The sequence below is a fragment of the Stieleria bergensis genome (assembly GCA_007745635.1).
Taxonomy (GTDB): domain Bacteria; phylum Planctomycetota; class Planctomycetia; order Pirellulales; family Pirellulaceae; genus Stieleria; species Stieleria bergensis.
In genome coordinates this window covers 2,480,797-2,497,278 of record CP036272.1, presented here as the reverse complement: position 1 = coordinate 2,497,278, position 16,482 = coordinate 2,480,797, and the positions used below count along the sequence as shown (strand labels likewise).

Below are 16,482 nucleotides of genomic sequence, written 5' to 3'. Positions count from 1 at the left end.
TCGCTGCAACATGCTTACCTGGTCGAGGATTGTGTGGCCGATGAACGTGCAAGGTCAAACGGGCACCCATTCGGGAATCGCCTACGCTACAATGGTGAATGAAGAACATTTGCCCAAAGAGTTGTGACGACTCGTGTTGGTTTCTCCGTGTCAGAGACGGCAATGTTTCCCCGGTCCATTTTCGTCGCGTTTCGTTATTCAATTCCTGAATGGGTACCATCCAAATGCCAGGCTTACGTTCGTTTGCACCTTGCCTTCCCGCCGTTTTGTTAGTCTCTAGTTTCGCTCACGCCGATTGGCCAAAATGGCGTGGACCGGATGACAGCGGAAGCATTGCAGTGGGCACATTCCCGCAGCAGTTGACCGCGTCGGAGACCGCATGGACGGCGGACTTGCCAGGGAAGGGCTGCTCCACACCGATTGTTTGGCAAAACCAAATTCTTGTCACCGCACCGATTGATGGGCAGGATGCGATTTTAGCGTTCGATCAATCCGGCAAGCCCAGATGGCAGACGTCCTTTGATCAAGAGACCGCTGGCAAACACCGCAACGGATCGGGCTGTAACGCGTCACCGATCACCGATGGTTCAGGGGTCTTCGTTTACTTTAAAAGTGGAATGCTGGCCGCGGTCAACCTGGATGGGACCAACCGCTGGCAGACCGATTTGGTGAAACGCTTTGGTCCAGACAATCGCTATTGGGACCACGGCACTTCACCTGTGTTGACCAAGAATCATGTCATCATGGCGCGAATGCACGAAGGCGATTCGTGGCTAGCAGCGTTTGATAAGAAAACCGGCGAACTGGCTTGGAAGGTCGCGCGCAACTACACCGTGCCGAAAGAATCGGATCAGTGTTACACCACCCCGATCGTGATGCAGCACAATGGCCGCGAAGTGGTCCTGGTCTGGGGCGCTGAGCACCTCACGATGCACGACGCGGCCGATGGCTCGGTGGTTTGGAGCTGCGGCGGCTTCAACCCCGAACAAAACAAGTTATGGCCTGCCATCGCAAACCCAGTGATCATCGGTGAGATGGCCGTGATCTGTTTTGGTCGTAACGATCGCGGCATCCCACGAATGTTTGGCGTCCGACTTACCGGCAGCGGCGATGTCACCGAGACCAATCATGTCTGGGTGCGCAACGACATCAGTTCATTTGTTCCCTCACCCGTCGCCTACAAAGGCAAGGTTTACCTGGTCCGAGACAAGGGCCAGATCGAGTGCATTGACCCCGCCACGGGCAAAACCGTTTGGTCCGATCGGTTCCCCAAACACCGCACCTCATATTATGCGTCCCCGTTGATCGCCTCTGACCTCTTGTACGCTCCGCGCGAAGATGGAACCGTCTTTGTCGCCAGTGTCGCCAATGATCAGTTTCAACTGCTCTCGGAAAATGAGTTCGAGCAGCCGGTCATCGGGTCGCCCGTTCCCGACGGGAATCGCATCTTGATTCGAGGTGAGAAGAAACTCTTCTGCCTTACAGACGAGAAGTAAACGCCTGCGAAACAACGGTTCCGCAGGAAGTGTCTTTTGGGGAAACACCGAGACCACCGGCGGAACCAGACGGAAACGCGTTCGAGGTTCAGTCGTCGGTACCGACTTCGCCACCGTAGTCCGTGAAGATCGATTTCACGTGCCCTGCTAAAAGTCGGATCAGCGATGGATCGGCGGACGAAATCGGCTTGTTGACATCAATGTCACCTTTGCGAGCCGCCAACACGATCGCAGCAAGGACGTGCTGAACGTCCACCGGTAGATCCGTTGGTTCCTCAAGCGCGATCGCTAAATCAAAGAGAGTCTCAGCCATCGCGGGATCAACCGTCGCTTGGCCGGACGCGGTGACCGTGATGCCGGGAACAATTTGACGCTGGTTGCTCATGTCAGTCAAACTCAGATGGTCCATCGGTAATCGCTTTGCTTGCGAGATCCCTTGACTTCAATCGTGCCATCAGCATCAAGGCTTAGCAGGGAGTACCCATTCTGGTCGGCTCCCGAACCTTCGACCATCGCGACAAGCGTGCAGTAATGAATTCCGCCGATGTCCTTCAAGTCATTCTTGTGGCTGTGCCCCTGGAACACCGCCAGCACGTTGCCGGAAGCTTCGAGCACCTGTCGCACCTGGGCACTGTTCTTGACTCCGTGCTGGTTGGTCACATCAAGACGTTGATGAGCAAATACAACAGTCTTCTTGTCCGTTGCCTTTAGATCAGACTCCAGCCACTCGACTTCAGCAGCCGGAAGATTGGGGTCGGTCCACTGAAAGTTATTGCGACCATAGGGCTCTCCGTCGCTGCGAAAGCACGCATCGAGCACGACAAAGTGGAATGCTCCGGAATCAAAGGAATAGTACGATCGTTGCTGTTCAACCCCGTCCAAAAACTCCTGTTTCGTCAGCGTCTGAACGCAATGATTGCCAAGCACGTAGTGCCGATGTTTGTGAATCGCAGCAAAGTCTTTATTGATCCGCTTCAGATAACCAAGCTCGGTCTGGACACTGTCGGCGGCGTCGATCAGGTCGCCAAGTTCAACAATGAATGACGGATCATGCTTTCCAAAATGCTCGGCGGCTTCGGCAAGTTTATCAGGCGTTTGCCGGTAGTGACGTGAACCAGCGGCCGGCTTATCGGCATAATGCAAGTCGGTCACAAGCCCAATCTGCAACGCAGAACGACCCTCATCAGCGACGACTTGCTTAGCAGAAAGAGCCGCTGTCGCCAGAACAAGCGAACCGTTGCTTAAGAATGCACGTCGACCGACGCGCGTGTGATGATTGTCAGCCGTCATTCCGAATCCCCTCTGCCACTCGAACCGTTCATTGGCCGCCCAACGTCACGCAGCCGGTTAGTTATACACTGAATCCTGACCGCCCCCATCCTAGCCACAAGTCGCTAACGCTGGGTTCAATCAGCTGCACATCCTCTGAAGCGAACCTGCGGGTCGCCACACGCCTGTGCCGATTCTCTCTTCTGTGGCAATTATCTGTTTTTCAGGGATTCATCCGCCTACTGACTGTCTAATCTGTGCCAGAAAGATCTCAGCGGTGACTTGCGTTGATTTTGCCGTCGCTGACACCGTCAAGCCGTCTCAATGTTTAGCCAGAGGACATCCATGTTGCCGAATCGTTTCCAGCGTCTTTGCGCTTTTTCCATCGCTATCGTTCCCTTGGTGTTCCTTCCAACGCGTTTCGTATCGGCCGACACTTGGACTGACAAGACAGGCCAATACAAGGTCGAAGCGGAATACGCTGGCGTTGAAGGGGCGAGTGTGGTGTTGCGAAAGTCAGATGGCAGCACAATCAAGGTGCCGATCAATCGACTCAGTGACGCCAGCCGTGCACAAGCCAAAAAGCTTTACGACGCTGCCAAGACACCGAGTACCGGCAGTCAACCCGCCGCGCCAGCGAATCCCTCCTCAACCAGCCGGGCTCTTATTGCTCGGAAGCTAAAGTTCAATGCGCCCGTGGCTCCGGCGATCCCAGCGTTGCCATCTTTTCCCGAAAATGCTTCCTTGCAAGAAACAGTGGACTTCGTTGTCGCCCAGTTTCAAGCTGGACACCCGGAAGTTTTTTGGCACGCCCTGCCGGCGGAAGTTCGCAACAAAATTGATAGCCAAGAAATCCGCACCGCGATGAACAAGTCCCAGGGAAACGATCAGAAAGCAACCGAGGAGGTCGTTGGTGTTGCTTTGAAAGTCGTGCAGATCCTGGTGACAAAAAAGCAGTTCATCATGAACTCGCCGATGATGGCACAAGTCCCTCCACCCATGATGCCAATGATTCGTCAAGGCTACGACCCTACGGTCGGCACGGTGTTTGAAACGGTGATGTTGATCGATTCACTAAACCGTGAATCTGAGCAGCGCACCATCACAGAGATCCTCGATGAGCGAGGTCCGAAATTAGGAGCACACATCAAAGGTTTACTCAAGATGGCGCCTCCAGGAATGGTCAGTTCTGTCATGGATGGAATCCAGGTTGAACAACAGAGCTCAAACTCCGGTATCATTCGCGTCCCCAATCAGGAAGGCGGATTAGACGAAACCGAAATGGTTGTTCTTGGTGGCCGGTGGGTGCCCAAGGACATGGCAGTGGCCTGGGATGCATCGAAGGATAACTTGGTCGAGATGATGGACTCGCCAGAGCAGATGCAAGGCAATCCGTTCAGCGGACAAGCGGCATCACAAATGGTGATCATGGCTAACGGAATCCTTGATCCCATGCTGGCCGCCAATAGCCAAGCGGAGTTCAATCAGGCGGTCATGCAAGTCATGAACATGGCGCAAATGTTCATGCCTGCTGGATTGCCACAGTAGTCTGCAACACAAGCATCCGACTGGCTCCAATCTGATAACAGGGACGGGGCCAGTCGATGGCTGGATTCGATCCTCCCCAAGCCTTGTTCTGCCCCAAGGCAAGCCATCCGAGCATGCCTTGATGCAGCATACCGCTCCAGTCACTCTGCCAGGGTCTGTTCGCCCTGGAATCTGCGTTCGGCCGATGGCGGCCTGTTGAGCGGTCTTGCCGTGGCATGGCTCTCTTCAATGCGATTTGCCGCATGGATCGGGACTCTCCCTGACTAGCCACGCGTTGGGGGGAATTGATGCCTGGCCGTGAAGACCTGATTTTGACCATCGTTTGACGCCCCAAGCTCTGGTGACCACCGGCCTAGATTGCCTTCGTGGACTGTGCGGCTTCACTTTTTCGCCTACTGCCACTGGGGCCGGTGTTTGAAGCCATCACTGGCATGATTGGCGACCGCTTTCGGACGGTTTGAACCTTTCAGACTTTCGAGCCGAGTCTTGACAAGCGATGTTGTAAGCAAGAGGCTCCTCACGAAGATTCACCCTCACCATGGCTTGAGAAATGACGCTTGCACTCGTCCACGACCTGATCATTCTTATCGCGTGTGGACTGGTTGCCGCCATCATCTGTCGCATGCTAAACGTCTCCATTCTGATTGGCTACTTGGTTGTCGGAGCTGCCGTGGGACCTGGAGTCTTGGGCTGGGTCAATGACGAGAATCATCACATCTCTCACTTTGCCGAAGCCGGTGTGTTCTTGCTGCTATTTTCGATTGGGTTGGAGTTTTCCATCGACGATCTGAAACGGCTCGGTCGAAGATTCATCATCGGTGGTGCGTCGCAAATGTTGTTTGTGGCCATTCCCGTCGCACTGGTTCTGCTTGGGTATGGTCTGTCATGGCAGGCAACTTTACTGATCGCGGCCGCGGCAACTTTTAGCTCAACGGTGTTGGTCTTCCGAGCGCTTTCCGAGATTGGACATTCCCAGCTTCCTCATGGACGCCGCGCGATTGGCATTCTGCTGTTCCAAGACGCCGCATTAGTACCGTTATTGTTGATGGTCCCGATGCTGACCGATGACGGCGGTGCGCCGTCGGCCGCCACGATCATTCAGCTCGTCGCAATCTCGCTGTCATTCATCGTTGCAGTGATCGGTATCCGACACGTTTTAGCAGAGTGGATCATACCGATCTTTTCGTCCTATCGCAGCAGCGAGCTGGTGGTCCTGTTTGCCGTCGCCTCCATCAGCGGCGTCACTTTGGCCGCTTATCATCTTGGGCTGCCCGCTGCCGTTGGAGCCTTTGCAGCCGGGTTGATCTTTAACGGCAATCGCTGGTCACACCAGATTGATGCACTGATTCTGCCATTCCGCGAAACCTTTGCGGCGATCTTTTTTGTGGGGCTGGGCATGATCTTTGATCCCAGCCTGCTCTGGCATCAACCGGTCTTGCTGCTTGTGCTTCCCGCCATCATCGGATTGAAAGCCATCGCAGCCGCACTGGCACTGTCTTTGACTGGTTTAAAGTTCCGAAATGCAATGGGAACCGGGATCGGACTGGCACACGTTGGAGAGTTTGCCTTTGTCTTACTCTTATTTGGCGTGGATTCCGGCGTTCTAGCAGAGACCGAATACCAGATGGCTGTCTCGATCGCCGTCGGTTCGCTGGTCCTGACGCCGGGACTGATGCGGGCGGGCATTCGTTTAGTCAGACCTGGCGATGAAGAAGCCACCGCCGCGCAGGTCAGCTTGTTTTCTGCACAAGCCAAGTCTGCACTAGTGGTCGGTGCTGGACCGATGGGCCAACAAGCAGCGCTCCATTTGCAATCAACCGGACATGATGTTTGCGTCGTGGACCTCAGTCCTGTGAATCTACATTCGTTGGCGCAGCAAGGGATTCGTACGATTACCGGTGACGGCACGGACCCGACAATCCAGGAAAATGCACAGGTCAGCCTGACGGAACTTGTTGTGATCGCAGTCCCTGACGATGGCGTCGCGATGCAGCTGACGACGTCTGTCCGTGATTCGAACCCGGATTGCAAGATTTTGGTGCGCTGTCGCTACGTTCACAGCATACCGAAACTCAAAAAGCTTGGGGCGACGGAAATGATTGCAGAGGAAACGATCGCCGCAACGGCGCTACTGAAGCTGTTCGATTAGCGACATCCGTTCAGGACCAGAAGCATTTTGATCGGTCGATCTAAACACACCCATCTGCTGTGGGTTTGGCTGTCATGTGACGTTTGCCAGCATCATGACTCGAGACCCTGTGGCAATCCGAGTGACCTTCGAAGCGGGTTCTGCTACAGTATCGTTTTGCGTCAACGCGACAACTTGAAACGACAATGGCACACCTGCGATCGTCGCCCTTCGATTGTCAATCGGATCGCTGGCAACAACTTTAGAACCGTCTCGACGAAGTGGCATGAAAAGTCAACTCCATCCAGCCAATATCAAAGAGGACGTTGCTGGCTTGACCTTAATGGTGTCCTTGCTAGTCAGCCTGCTGATCCTGCCTTTATTCGAAGGCTTACGATCCGGGCGAACCATTTTGATCGTAGGTTTCTCCATCGTCTTTCTGGCGACGATTTTTTCCGCCAAAAAAGGATTTCGTTTTGGGATTCTGATCTTTGCGTTGATTGCCATCCCGGCCAGTTGGGCGACGCTATTGGTCCAGTCAAAGCCTGTCTTTATTGCACACTGCATCGTGGGCTGTGTCTTCTTCTGGTATGTCGGCGCGGCCACGGTCACCAGTGCACTCCAGCGGCACGTCTTAGCCGTCGACTCCGTCTTTCGTGCAATCTCGGCCTACTTAATGTTTGGGCTGGCTTGGGCACTTGCTTATTGGGCCATTGATGTGCAGTGGGACGACTCCTTTCCCACGATCAGTTCGAGTGCCCAATTCAATCCCGATTCGTCGGAGCCCGTGAAGTTCTCTGAATTCATTTATTACAGTTTTGTCACCATGTCCACGCTGGGATACGGCGACATCACGCCTGAAGGTCGCGTGACGCGAACCATGTCCTGGATCCAATCGGTCACGGGACAATTCTATGTCGCGGTGGTGATCGCTTGGCTTGTCAATGCGTTGCCAAGGCCGCCCCGCAATGAGACTTCCACAGCAACTGCCACAGCAACTGCCCCGGCAACTGCCCCGGCAACTGCCCCGGCAACTCCAAAAGAAATCGAGTCGGCAAAGGATTAGGCGTCCTGGCTGTTCAACGGCTTACACTATGTGAGCGTTGTCCCAGCGTCTGAGCCCCTTATCACGCAAACCATCCCCGGAGTCGTTCCAATGCCAACGATCTATTTTGGCGACCAGCAGATTGTCTGCCAGGAGAACGACAACTTGCGCCGCGTCTTGATGCAGGCCGACGCACCGCTCTACAACGGCATCGCTGGACACATTCACTGCCGAGGTCTGGGAACGTGTGGAACCTGCGCGATCAAGGTCATCGGAGAAGTCACCGAGATGACGCGCATTGAACGCTGGCGGCTAAGTTTCCCGCCACACCAGGCAGGCAGCGGCCTACGACTGGCCTGCCAATGTCGAGTCAAAGGCGATTTGACGATTGAAAAGCGATCGGGAATGTGGGGTTCAGGAAAATAAACGCTGAAAAACGGCATGAAAAACGCTTATTGCGTTTCACGCTTTGCCCGTATAGGACGCCAAGCACTGTAGCGGCCGGAGTCCGCTACACTGCGTTCGGGTTCCAGTTCCGTCCTCAACGCCATCCCTTATCTGTGAGTTCATCGCGATCGCATGCTTGTCAGTGAATCATCCGACCAAAAAAACCAACAACTCGCACTCACGCTGGCAGTTAGCACCGCCGTCGCTTGCTTGGCCCTGGCCTTGTTGTCTGTCTACTGCTTGGCGTTGCTGCCTGCGGCTTACTTGCTGTACTGGCAGGTTCGGCGACGAACCCTGCGCCGCAAGCAAGTGATTGCCACTCCCTTTCGCGAAGAGTTGCGGCTGATCTTCGAGCGTGAAGTGGCCTTGTACCAAGCCTTGGACGAAGCTGGAAAACAACGCTTTCAAGACTTGGCCAAGGTCTTGCTGGACGAAGTCCGCATCACAGGTGTTCAAACTGAGATCGATGCTGAAACCGAAGCCTTGGTAGCCGCCAGTGCCGTGATCCCTATTTTTGGCTTCACCGAATGGGAGTACTCGCGGCTGGGCGAAGTGCTAATTTACCCGGACCGCTTTGATAGCAACTACAGTACCGACTCGGAAGTCGATCGCAGCACACTTGGAATGGTCGGCATCGGACATCTCAGTGGTGTCATGATTTTGTCGAAACCGGATCTCGTGGCTGGCTTTAGAAACTCAAAAGACAAACGCAATGTTGGGATTCACGAGTTTGCGCATTTAGTGGACCGTGGAGACGGCGTGATTGATGGTCTGCCGCCCGGTGTCGATCTTGCCACCGCCGCACCATGGATCGAGTGGGTGGGCGAAGAACTGAAAAGCCGTCCCGAAGGCCGGCATCACATTGACGACTACGCCTACACCAACGAAGCCGAGTACTTCGCGGTGCTAAGTGAATACTTCTTCGAAGCACCCGAGGTTCTGGAATCGAAGGCACCAGAGTTGTATCAAGCGATGCAAACCATGTATCGACAGAACACAAAAAGCATTCTGTCAAAACTGGTCGATCGCAAGAAACGCGTCGGCCGCAACGCTCCCTGTCCATGCGGGAGCGGCAAGAAGTTCAAAAAGTGCTGCCTCAAGAAACGCTAACCGTGCGTGAATTGAGGCCATCACTCCCGGCGATCAGGAGCTGCAATTTCTCGCTAGTTCGACTCTTCGATCAATTCACTACTGGCGCGTGTTCCCATCGCTCCCCAAAGACCAAACGGACTTGGCGAGCCGGCAGGATTGATCGCCCACGGGTCCCAACGAACCGGTGGCGCCGACGGATCACCCGCTTCGATGGAATTGGTAATGAAGGTCACTGAACCATCGGCTAGCAGCACATGACAACCGCCGGGGTGACGACTACTGGGTGGCAAGATGCCTTCATTGTGTCGATTGCCTTGCATGCAGATTTCAGAGTTAGGAGGCAAAATAGTATTCATCCCAGTAAACAGCGGACGCCCATAAGCCCATTTGAATCCACGAGCCATTTCCGAATCAGGACCGGTGATTGCAGGTGAATTGACATAGGGTGCTCCGGAAGCCCAGAACTGTGGTCGCTCTGGATCCAACATCAATTGACAAGCCAATGCATTCTCAGGGCCCAACGGATTGCCACTGCCAGCCATGATGCTAGATGCAGCCGCAGCCGGCCAAGTTCTTGCATCACGGTCGCCTAAGTCCGTGCAGATTTCGCCCGCAGCAATCGTATTGGAGAGGCCATCCAAGATGTCACGAAATCGCGTTGAGCGACTTGCCACAAACACTCCACGACACGCAGCTTGCTCGGCTTGAGCCCAGCTAGAGTTTGGCACGACCCCGTTGTCAGGTTCAGCACCCACATGCATGTGGTGTGGAGAGTCGCCCAGGCATGCCGCGTAATTCGTCCGCCCTTGTGCTGGAAAACCAGACCCTGGATCACTGGGACAGCGCAGTGTTGGCAGATTGGTCAACCAGGGCTCGTAACGGTTCCCAGGCAAACTGTGATCCTCAAGATTCATTCGTGGATCGGGGCCCATGGCTTGAAAGTCAATGATGCCGTCTTGATCGGAATCCATCGGGTTACTGATCTGCACCCAGACGTTTTGCTGTTCAAAGAACGGGGTCAGTCCAGGCAACCAGCTTAACTCGTTCCGATTGTGGCCGCCGCCGCCAGGAGATCGCAGTGCGGGATTCGGAGATCCTGAATTGAACCGATTGGTGGTCCCGGCTGAATGGGCCGGAAGCATTCGGTATGCCGAATGGTAGTTGTGCAGCGCGATGCCGATCTGTTTGAAGTTATTGCTACAGCTCATACGACGCGCGGCTTCTCGTGCGGCCTGAACGGCAGGCAGTAAAAGGCCGACGAGGATGCCAATGATGGCGATGACGACAAGGAGCTCAACAAGCGTGAACCCCTTCGCGGGACTTTGACGTCTCATGGAAGGATTGTCCTAGAATGGGGATAAGTTGGACTTTGGTAGGGCAGGATCGGAAGGAACAGCAGGGGAGGATGCGCGAATGACACCAGATGCTAAAACAGCACCGTTGCCGACGCTCGCTGGGGCCTTCACTTCAACGCGGGTGCAAAACTAATTGGTCAAATCATCCGATTGATCCAAGGCCGCACCGCTGTCATAAGTTTGTGGGAGCTCGGCGGCGTAGTTCGCAAGATCATCCGCATCAGGCGCTGACGGTTCGCTTTCTGCACAGCCGACAAGAAAGAATGAACTCAGCAAGGTTCCCAAGGCGAAAAGCTGGAAAGATCGATTCACGGTCACGTCTATCTCGAAATGTCTGGCGGGAAAAGAGAGGAAGGGGAGGCAGGCTGACTCGGGAGGGAGCGAGGTTAAGGGTGACAGACCCCCACCTATGAGAGAGCAAGAAAACATAGGACGTGAGGCAACACAGTCAAGGCAACATTGTCGACTGGCCGACAAATTCTAAACCCGTCGGTGTTCGATCTGATCGATGACCGATCGTGCCGTTTGTCCTGATCGCAACGTCAAGGTTTCGATCACCCGCAGCAGGGGACTGAAGACCCCCGTCACCCATCCGTGGCGAACGCCAAAGCGTCTGATAGGGTTCGCCGTTGCTGCATTCGCCGTTTGGCCCGTTTTTTGCCAACGCCGATGCGCGTCACTGCGAAACGGGCGCCAATGGCTTGATCCTGCGGCTGGCTTCGCTGGCGATGTCAAGAAATCGCTCATCGTGGGGCCGTTGCTGTAAACCTTGTTCTGCGTACTGCAGCGCTTTTGCGTAGCGTCCATTATCAAGGAAAGCCTGGGCGGTCTTGCGCACCATCCAAACCTTTGATGGTGTTCGCGCGAGATCTTCTTCAAGCAGTCGCAACCCCGTCTCCACATCTCCGTCGGCAATGAGTCGTTCAGCCAGCAGTAGAAAGGTTCCGCCCCAAGCGGCTGGCTTGCCTCGCTCATCGAACCACTGCAGCGCTGCTTCGAGGCCTTCGGACTGAACCAAGCGCAGAAGACGTTGATTCTGAGAGAGTCCAGGCTTGGCCGGTAGACGGTACGGCTGATCGTTGACGATGGCCGTCAGTTCAGCACTCAGCCGAGTCACTGATCTCCAGACATCCGCAGCACCGACCGGGTCTCCTTGGTTACAGAGCACGATCACAAAGGCATCGTCATCGACTAAGCGATACTCCATGGCTCGAAAACCGTTGATGGCACCACCATGGCTAATGACCTTAGAACGTCGCTTGGTCACTGGATGCGTGCGGGTGGTGATCTGCCAACCGTAACCATAAATGCTGCGTGCTCGGCCGCCTGCCGCTTTCACTTCGGGCACCTGACTGTTGGGAGTAAACATCAAGTCGCGGTACTGTTTGTTCAGCAGCTTGTCCGTCGTCAACGCTCGATCCCACAAGAACATGTCGCCCACCGTGGAGTACATTCCGCCTGCGGGACCGGGTGTCGTGGCCATCGAAATGTAGTCGGCATTTTCAAGACCAAATGCGCCTCGGGTATAACCGCTGGCCCGGTGCTGCAAAATGGCTTCGTTACGATCTAAACCGGTGTTTGCCATGCCAACGGGATCCAAGATTCGTTCCTGCAACTGACGCCCGAACGACTTCCCCGTCACCTTTTCTATGATTCGCCCCAAGATGCAGTAGCCAGCGTTACAGTAGCTATAGATCGTTCCTGGTTCGTGCTGCAGGTCGCCGCTGCAGTACTGCTGGATGAATTCATCGGGCGGAAAACTCAAACGGGAAAGCTTGCTGCGATAGTCAAAGCTTGCCGTAAAGTCCGGCAGGCCACTTTGGTGTGCCAGCAGATGATGAATGGTGATTTGATCACCGGAGTCTTTTCGATAATACGTCAAGTGATCCGAGATGCTATCGTCCAACGAAAGGCGACCTTCTTGCACCAATTGCATCACCAGCATGCTGCAAAACTGCTTGCTAACAGAAGCCAGTCGGAATTTTGTCTCGACGGTGTTGGGAACTTGCCACTCCTGATTTGCCATCCCAAACGCGTTTTCGTAGAGGACTTGGCCATCTTTGGCAACCAACACGGCGCCGGAGAAAAGACCGGTCTCCGCTGTGGCTTGGCAGAGCTGGTCGATCGCGGCCACCTTGTCGGTGCCAACCGCAAGGTAGCCTTTGGGAAGTTCGAGCGTGGTTTCCTGTGCTGGGGTTTCCTGTGCTGGGGTTTCCTGTGCTGGGGTTTCCGGTACTGGGTGTTCCGGTACTGGGTGTTCCGGTACTGGGTGTTCCGGTACTGGGTGTTCCGGTACTGGGTGTTCCTGTGCTGGGGTTTCGGTGATCATGCAGACGCCATTCAACGTCCATGCAACGAAACACAGCAGCATGAGCCTTCTGCAGAGGCTTCGATCGAGCAAAGGCAACATGTCGAGTCATTCCAATTCGGGCACAAATCAAACCTGCCCTCATTGTAGCTAGAAATCAAATCAAGGCGCACTTGGCCCGTTCACACAGCAGCATCGCGCCGCTTGCCGAGCGCTCAAACAACCCACCACAACCCGTGTCGACAGAGACCTGGCGACAGAGACGGGGCGAACGCCAAGACGACATGCGAACTCTCCGGCAGCCTACGGGACTGGCTCAGTCGGACTTTTGCTCAGCGTTATCTTGCTCAGCGGACTCAAACGCCGCGCAGCGAAAGACAGGTTGCGGCGGGTACTTGGGAAAGCGCTTGTCTTGCATCGAAAACTGGCACAGCAAGAATCGCGATCCCTTTCCCGAGACAACTTCTCGAAGATGCAGACAACCATTGCAAAGCGTTTGATTCATGTTGCTAACTGCGACTCTGCGATCGCTCGTCCGATCGCTTCGGAAACGCCTATTGGTCTGACCGGGAACGTCTCCATTGCGTTGGAGTTTCGCACGACGGTCGGGTTCTTTAATCCTTCGATCAGGTGCCGTCCCACTTCGTATTCAGCCGGCGTCACCAAGGCCAACCAAAGCCCCGACAAGTAGGGCGTCAAGATTGGAACAAAGACCAGATGCCGCCGGAGGCCGCGCTGTCGAGCATACTCGCGAATCAAACCGCCGTAGGTCACCACGTCGGGACTGCCAATCTCATAGACACCGCTGCCACATTGTGGCGAATCTTTGGCTGCTAACAAGTAGTCCAGCACATCCTGAATGGCGATCGCCTGTGTGGGTGTGGTCAACCAACGTGGACAGATCATGACCGGCAAACGATCGGTGAGACTTTTCATCAGCTGAAAAGAGAGACTTCCCGCCCCAACCACCATGCCAGCGCGGAATTCGATCGTTTCAACAGAGGATTGTCGCAAGATTTCGCCAACCTCGTGGCGACTTCGCAAATGAGGCGACAACTTCGGGTCTCCGTCATCGCCCAGGCCGCCAAGGTAAATGATTCGCTGCACCCCGGTTTGCTTGGCCGCCTCGCCAAAACAGCGTGCCGCCTGCCGGTCCTGCTCTTCAAAGTCTCGTGCATTGGACATCAAATGCACGAAGTAGTACGCTGTCTGAACACCCTCCAAGGCCCGCATCAACGAATCGCGATCCTGCACGTCACCAGCGACGACCTGCGTCGATTGGCCGACACTCTGGCGTAGCTTGTCTGGATTTCGCGTCATGCAACGCACGCGAATGGACTGTTGTTCTAGGAACGGCAACAGACGACCGCCCACGTATCCAGAGGCACCGGTCAATAGCACCGTTGGCCGTTTGGAGGATTCCGTAAGATCGGACACTGGCCTTTCTCTCCCTTCGTTAAACACTTGATTTGGCAGCGGTCTACAGTATGTCATCCCACGTTGATCGCAGTACCGAAACCCTCTTTGAGCGACTTTCCCCAAGATTGTTCCTGAGTGACCTGACCAATCCCTTATGCAGTCCCTGTCTTTCCTTAAGCCGAACCACAAATCGCTGTCGAACGTTATCTCCCGGCAGAAGGGCGTCCAGTTCAGCTATCCCGAAATTGGGGCGACCGCAACGCAACCACCGGATGGCTACGTGGTTGATCACACCCGTGTGAGTTTAGGTCACGGTAAACCAGTCTTTCAGAGTGCCAAGCAGGCCCTGAAACGTTGGCAACACATGCGTCTGGGCTGGGTGGACGTTTGGTCTCCGGACAATGAACTCCACGTCGGACAGGATGTTGCGATCATGGGCTGGGCGATGGGAGCATGGTGGACCAACGTGTGCAGAATTGTTTACACGGTGGATGAAGTGGGCGACGTGGTCCAATTTGGTTTTGCCAACGGCACCCTGCCAGGCCACATCGCCAAAGGAGAAGAACGCTTCCTGCTGCAATGGGACCAAGCGACTGATGAAGTGCATTACGACATCTTGGCCTTCTCCAAACCGAACCGGCTATTCATCAAGTTGGTATACCCGATTGTACGCAGTCATCAAAAACGATTTGGCCAACAGTCCGCAGCCGCGATGATCAAAGCCGCTGCCGAAGGAGCCTGCCATGAAACCAACGCCAGCGTGTGCATGTAATGCAATGGCTTCTCGGGGAAAGTATCATTTCGGGAAAACATTCGCGTGTGGTGAAACGGTGACGAAACGCGATCTCGCTGAACAGAATCAACGACAACTCAGCGTGCTTTTCTTGCCACAGGTTTGCGTCAACGCCAAACCGACTACGCCAAGACAGCTTTGATCACCTGTCCGTGGACATCGGTCAGTCGACGTTCAAAGCCATTGTGATAAAAGGTCAGTCGTTCATGATTCAGCCCCAGCAAATGCAAGATGGTGGCATGAAAGTCATAGACCGTGGAAACATTCTCAACCGCCTTGTATCCGAATTCGTCCGTCGCCCCGTAAGTGAACGGCGCTTTGACACCAGCGCCCATCATCCACGCAGTGAAGCCATCGGGATTGTGATCTCTTCCACTGGCCCCTTTTTGAAAGGTTGGCATGCGGCCAAATTCAGTCATCCAGACGACCAACGTGTCCTCCAGCAACCCACGTCGCTTCATGTCCCGCAACATTGCAGCACAGGGCTGATCGAGCACCGGGCCGTGTTTGCTGTACTGGCTGGCGATCTGTTTGTGCCCGTCCCAGTTGCTCACGCCTTCTCCGCCCGTTTGATACGCACCATTAAAGAGCTGGACAAACCGCACGCCACTTTCCAGTAAACGCCTCGCCAGAATGCAATTCCGTGCAAACTGAGCTTTTAAGGGATTCTCGGGATCATCGGCTCCGTACTCCTTCAGCGTGCTCGCTGATTCTTGAGACAGATCAGCGACTTCGGGAACACTCAGCTGCATTCTGGCAGCAAGATCGTAGCTGGAAATTCGCGCCGCAAGTTCACTGTCACCTGGAAACCGTTGCAGATGCTGTTCGTTGAGACGCTTTAAGAAACCACGAGTGGCGAGATCCGTCTGCTGCGTCACCCCGGCTGGAATTTCCAAGTTGTGCAGCGGCTTGCTGGCATTGAACTCGGTGCCTTGGAAAGCGGCTGGCAAGAATCCAGGGCCCCAGTTATTGACGCTTGATTGCGGTGTCCCACGGGGATCAGGAATGGCAACGTACGCCGGCAGGTTTTCATTTTCAGTTCCCAAGGCCCAGGTTGCCCAAGCACCCATGCTGGGAAATCCATCGAGCGTGTAGCCGGTGCTCATGAAGTTTTCGCCGGGGCCGTGAGTGTTGGTTTTTCCGGTCAGCGAGTGAATGAAGCACATGTCATCGGCCAAGTCACCCAATTGCGGAACCAAGTCCGAAACCATTTTGCCGGACTCTCCTCGTGGACGAAACGTCCACGGGCTTTGGGTGAGCATGCCTTGAGCCCCTTGGAATGTCACCAGCTTGTCAGCCCCCGGCATGGGTTGGCCGTTTCGCTTTATCAATTCTGGCTTGTAATCAAAGGTGTCAATCTGGCTGCAGGCCCCAGCACAGAATATCACCAGCACTCGTTTAGCAGCCGGCTGATGGTGTGGCTCTCGAGGCGCATAGGGCTTGCCAGGATCGATCAGTGGACGCAGCGGAGACTCTTCCGCGCTGGCGCTCTGTTGATGCAACAAACTGGCCAAAGCGATCTTCCCCAGCATGGCACCAGAGCCCTGCAGGAAACTGCGTCGATTTTCTTTCGTTTGCACGG

16 protein-coding genes are annotated in these 16,482 nt (G+C 54.9%); 7 read left to right on the top strand and 9 right to left on the bottom strand.

Annotated features, from left to right (window positions below; all coding sequences use genetic code 11):
• Positions 1-209 precede the first annotated feature (209 nt).
• Positions 210-1,496: an outer membrane protein assembly factor BamB family protein gene (locus tag SV7mr_RS08515; protein ID WP_419188267.1), complete on the top strand. Its 1,287-nt coding sequence runs from the start codon at positions 210-212 to the stop codon at positions 1,494-1,496.
• An 88-nt stretch (positions 1,497-1,584) separates the two neighbouring features.
• Here SV7mr_RS08515 and SV7mr_RS08510 read toward each other — a convergent pair whose 3' ends face one another.
• Positions 1,585-1,905, bottom strand: a complete 321-nt coding sequence (locus SV7mr_RS08510; protein ID WP_145271043.1) for a hypothetical protein — start codon at positions 1,903-1,905, stop codon at positions 1,585-1,587.
• Positions 1,893-2,786 carry a metallophosphoesterase gene (locus SV7mr_RS08505; protein ID WP_145271041.1) on the bottom strand — a complete coding sequence of 298 codons (894 nt, stop codon included), beginning with the start codon at positions 2,784-2,786 and terminating at the stop codon, positions 1,893-1,895. The genes SV7mr_RS08510 and SV7mr_RS08505 overlap by 13 nt, the downstream gene beginning before the upstream one ends.
• Positions 2,787-3,110: 324 nt before the next feature.
• On the opposite strand from SV7mr_RS08505, the gene SV7mr_RS08500 reads away from it, so the two are divergent.
• Both SV7mr_RS08500 and SV7mr_RS08495 read left to right on the top strand, forming a co-directional pair.
• On the top strand, positions 3,111-4,313 hold the full coding sequence (locus SV7mr_RS08500) for an SHD1 domain-containing protein (protein ID WP_419188266.1): 1,203 nt from the start codon (positions 3,111-3,113) through the stop codon (positions 4,311-4,313).
• Between the two features lie 550 nt (positions 4,314-4,863).
• A complete protein-coding gene (locus SV7mr_RS08495; RefSeq protein ID WP_145271037.1) occupies positions 4,864-6,462 on the top strand; it encodes a cation:proton antiporter domain-containing protein in 1,599 nt (532 codons plus the stop codon).
• A gap of 72 nt (positions 6,463-6,534) precedes the next feature.
• On the opposite strand, the gene SV7mr_RS08490 is transcribed toward SV7mr_RS08495, so the two are convergent.
• The gene (locus SV7mr_RS08490; protein WP_145271036.1) at positions 6,535-6,729 is read right to left on the bottom strand and encodes a hypothetical protein; all 195 of its coding nucleotides are present in this window, start codon (positions 6,727-6,729) and stop codon (positions 6,535-6,537) included.
• Between SV7mr_RS08490 and SV7mr_RS08485 the strand changes: the two genes are divergently transcribed.
• From SV7mr_RS08485 to SV7mr_RS08475, 3 genes are all read left to right on the top strand, one after another.
• Positions 6,728-7,507, top strand: coding sequence for a potassium channel family protein (locus tag SV7mr_RS08485; protein ID WP_145271033.1), 780 nt, complete (start codon positions 6,728-6,730; stop codon positions 7,505-7,507). The two genes, SV7mr_RS08490 and SV7mr_RS08485, sit on opposite strands and share 2 nt — an antisense overlap.
• A gap of 90 nt (positions 7,508-7,597) precedes the next feature.
• Positions 7,598-7,912 (top strand): 2Fe-2S iron-sulfur cluster-binding protein, encoded by a 315-nt coding sequence (locus SV7mr_RS08480; RefSeq protein ID WP_145271031.1) that lies wholly within the window; start codon positions 7,598-7,600, stop codon positions 7,910-7,912.
• Positions 7,913-8,065: 153 nt separating this feature from the next.
• Positions 8,066-9,043, top strand: coding sequence for a M90 family metallopeptidase (locus tag SV7mr_RS08475; protein ID WP_145271029.1), 978 nt, complete (start codon positions 8,066-8,068; stop codon positions 9,041-9,043).
• Between the two features lie 53 nt (positions 9,044-9,096).
• Here SV7mr_RS08475 and SV7mr_RS08470 read toward each other — a convergent pair whose 3' ends face one another.
• From SV7mr_RS08470 to SV7mr_RS08445, 5 genes are all read right to left on the bottom strand, one after another.
• Positions 9,097-10,359, bottom strand: a complete 1,263-nt coding sequence (locus SV7mr_RS08470; RefSeq protein ID WP_145271027.1) for a DUF1559 domain-containing protein — start codon at positions 10,357-10,359, stop codon at positions 9,097-9,099.
• Between the two features lie 150 nt (positions 10,360-10,509).
• On the bottom strand, positions 10,510-10,692 hold the full coding sequence (locus SV7mr_RS08465; RefSeq protein WP_145271025.1) for a hypothetical protein: 183 nt from the start codon (positions 10,690-10,692) through the stop codon (positions 10,510-10,512).
• 364 nt (positions 10,693-11,056) lie between these two features.
• Positions 11,057-12,709, bottom strand: a complete 1,653-nt coding sequence (locus SV7mr_RS08460) for a serine hydrolase domain-containing protein (protein ID WP_419188265.1) — start codon at positions 12,707-12,709, stop codon at positions 11,057-11,059.
• Between the two features lie 295 nt (positions 12,710-13,004).
• A complete protein-coding gene (locus SV7mr_RS08450; RefSeq protein ID WP_145271020.1) occupies positions 13,005-13,193 on the bottom strand; it encodes a hypothetical protein in 189 nt (62 codons plus the stop codon).
• Complete coding sequence (locus tag SV7mr_RS08445) at positions 13,190-14,125, bottom strand: NAD(P)H-binding protein (protein ID WP_419188264.1); 936 nt, start codon at positions 14,123-14,125, stop codon at positions 13,190-13,192. Before SV7mr_RS08445 ends, SV7mr_RS08450 begins: the two co-directional genes overlap by 4 nt.
• Before the next feature lie 136 nt (positions 14,126-14,261).
• Here SV7mr_RS08445 and SV7mr_RS08440 point away from each other — a divergent pair, with 136 nt between their 5' ends.
• Positions 14,262-14,879: a DUF1990 family protein gene (locus tag SV7mr_RS08440; RefSeq protein WP_145271016.1), complete on the top strand. Its 618-nt coding sequence runs from the start codon at positions 14,262-14,264 to the stop codon at positions 14,877-14,879.
• A gap of 143 nt (positions 14,880-15,022) precedes the next feature.
• Here SV7mr_RS08440 and SV7mr_RS08435 read toward each other — a convergent pair whose 3' ends face one another.
• Positions 15,023-16,432, bottom strand: coding sequence for a DUF1501 domain-containing protein (locus tag SV7mr_RS08435; protein WP_419188458.1), 1,410 nt, complete (start codon positions 16,430-16,432; stop codon positions 15,023-15,025).
• Positions 16,433-16,482 lie beyond the last annotated feature (50 nt).

Coding starts and splice junctions, on each gene's coding strand:
- SV7mr_RS08460 (WP_419188265.1), bottom strand. CDS start 12,709: ATGATCACCGAAACCCCAGCACAGGAACACCCAGTACCGGAACACCCA.
- SV7mr_RS08435 (WP_419188458.1), bottom strand. CDS start 16,432: ATGCTGGGGAAGATCGCTTTGGCCAGTTTGTTGCATCAACAGAGCGCC.
- SV7mr_RS08480 (WP_145271031.1), top strand. CDS start 7,598: ATGCCAACGATCTATTTTGGCGACCAGCAGATTGTCTGCCAGGAGAAC.
- SV7mr_RS08470 (WP_145271027.1), bottom strand. CDS start 10,359: ATGAGACGTCAAAGTCCCGCGAAGGGGTTCACGCTTGTTGAGCTCCTT.
- SV7mr_RS08485 (WP_145271033.1), top strand. CDS start 6,728: ATGAAAAGTCAACTCCATCCAGCCAATATCAAAGAGGACGTTGCTGGC.
- SV7mr_RS08440 (WP_145271016.1), top strand. CDS start 14,262: ATGCAGTCCCTGTCTTTCCTTAAGCCGAACCACAAATCGCTGTCGAAC.
- SV7mr_RS08475 (WP_145271029.1), top strand. CDS start 8,066: ATGCTTGTCAGTGAATCATCCGACCAAAAAAACCAACAACTCGCACTC.
- SV7mr_RS08500 (WP_419188266.1), top strand. CDS start 3,111: ATGTTGCCGAATCGTTTCCAGCGTCTTTGCGCTTTTTCCATCGCTATC.
- SV7mr_RS08495 (WP_145271037.1), top strand. CDS start 4,864: ATGACGCTTGCACTCGTCCACGACCTGATCATTCTTATCGCGTGTGGA.
- SV7mr_RS08515 (WP_419188267.1), top strand. CDS start 210: ATGGGTACCATCCAAATGCCAGGCTTACGTTCGTTTGCACCTTGCCTT.
- SV7mr_RS08505 (WP_145271041.1), bottom strand. CDS start 2,786: ATGACGGCTGACAATCATCACACGCGCGTCGGTCGACGTGCATTCTTA.
- SV7mr_RS08450 (WP_145271020.1), bottom strand. CDS start 13,193: ATGAATCAAACGCTTTGCAATGGTTGTCTGCATCTTCGAGAAGTTGTC.
- SV7mr_RS08510 (WP_145271043.1), bottom strand. CDS start 1,905: ATGGACCATCTGAGTTTGACTGACATGAGCAACCAGCGTCAAATTGTT.
- SV7mr_RS08490 (WP_145271036.1), bottom strand. CDS start 6,729: ATGCCACTTCGTCGAGACGGTTCTAAAGTTGTTGCCAGCGATCCGATT.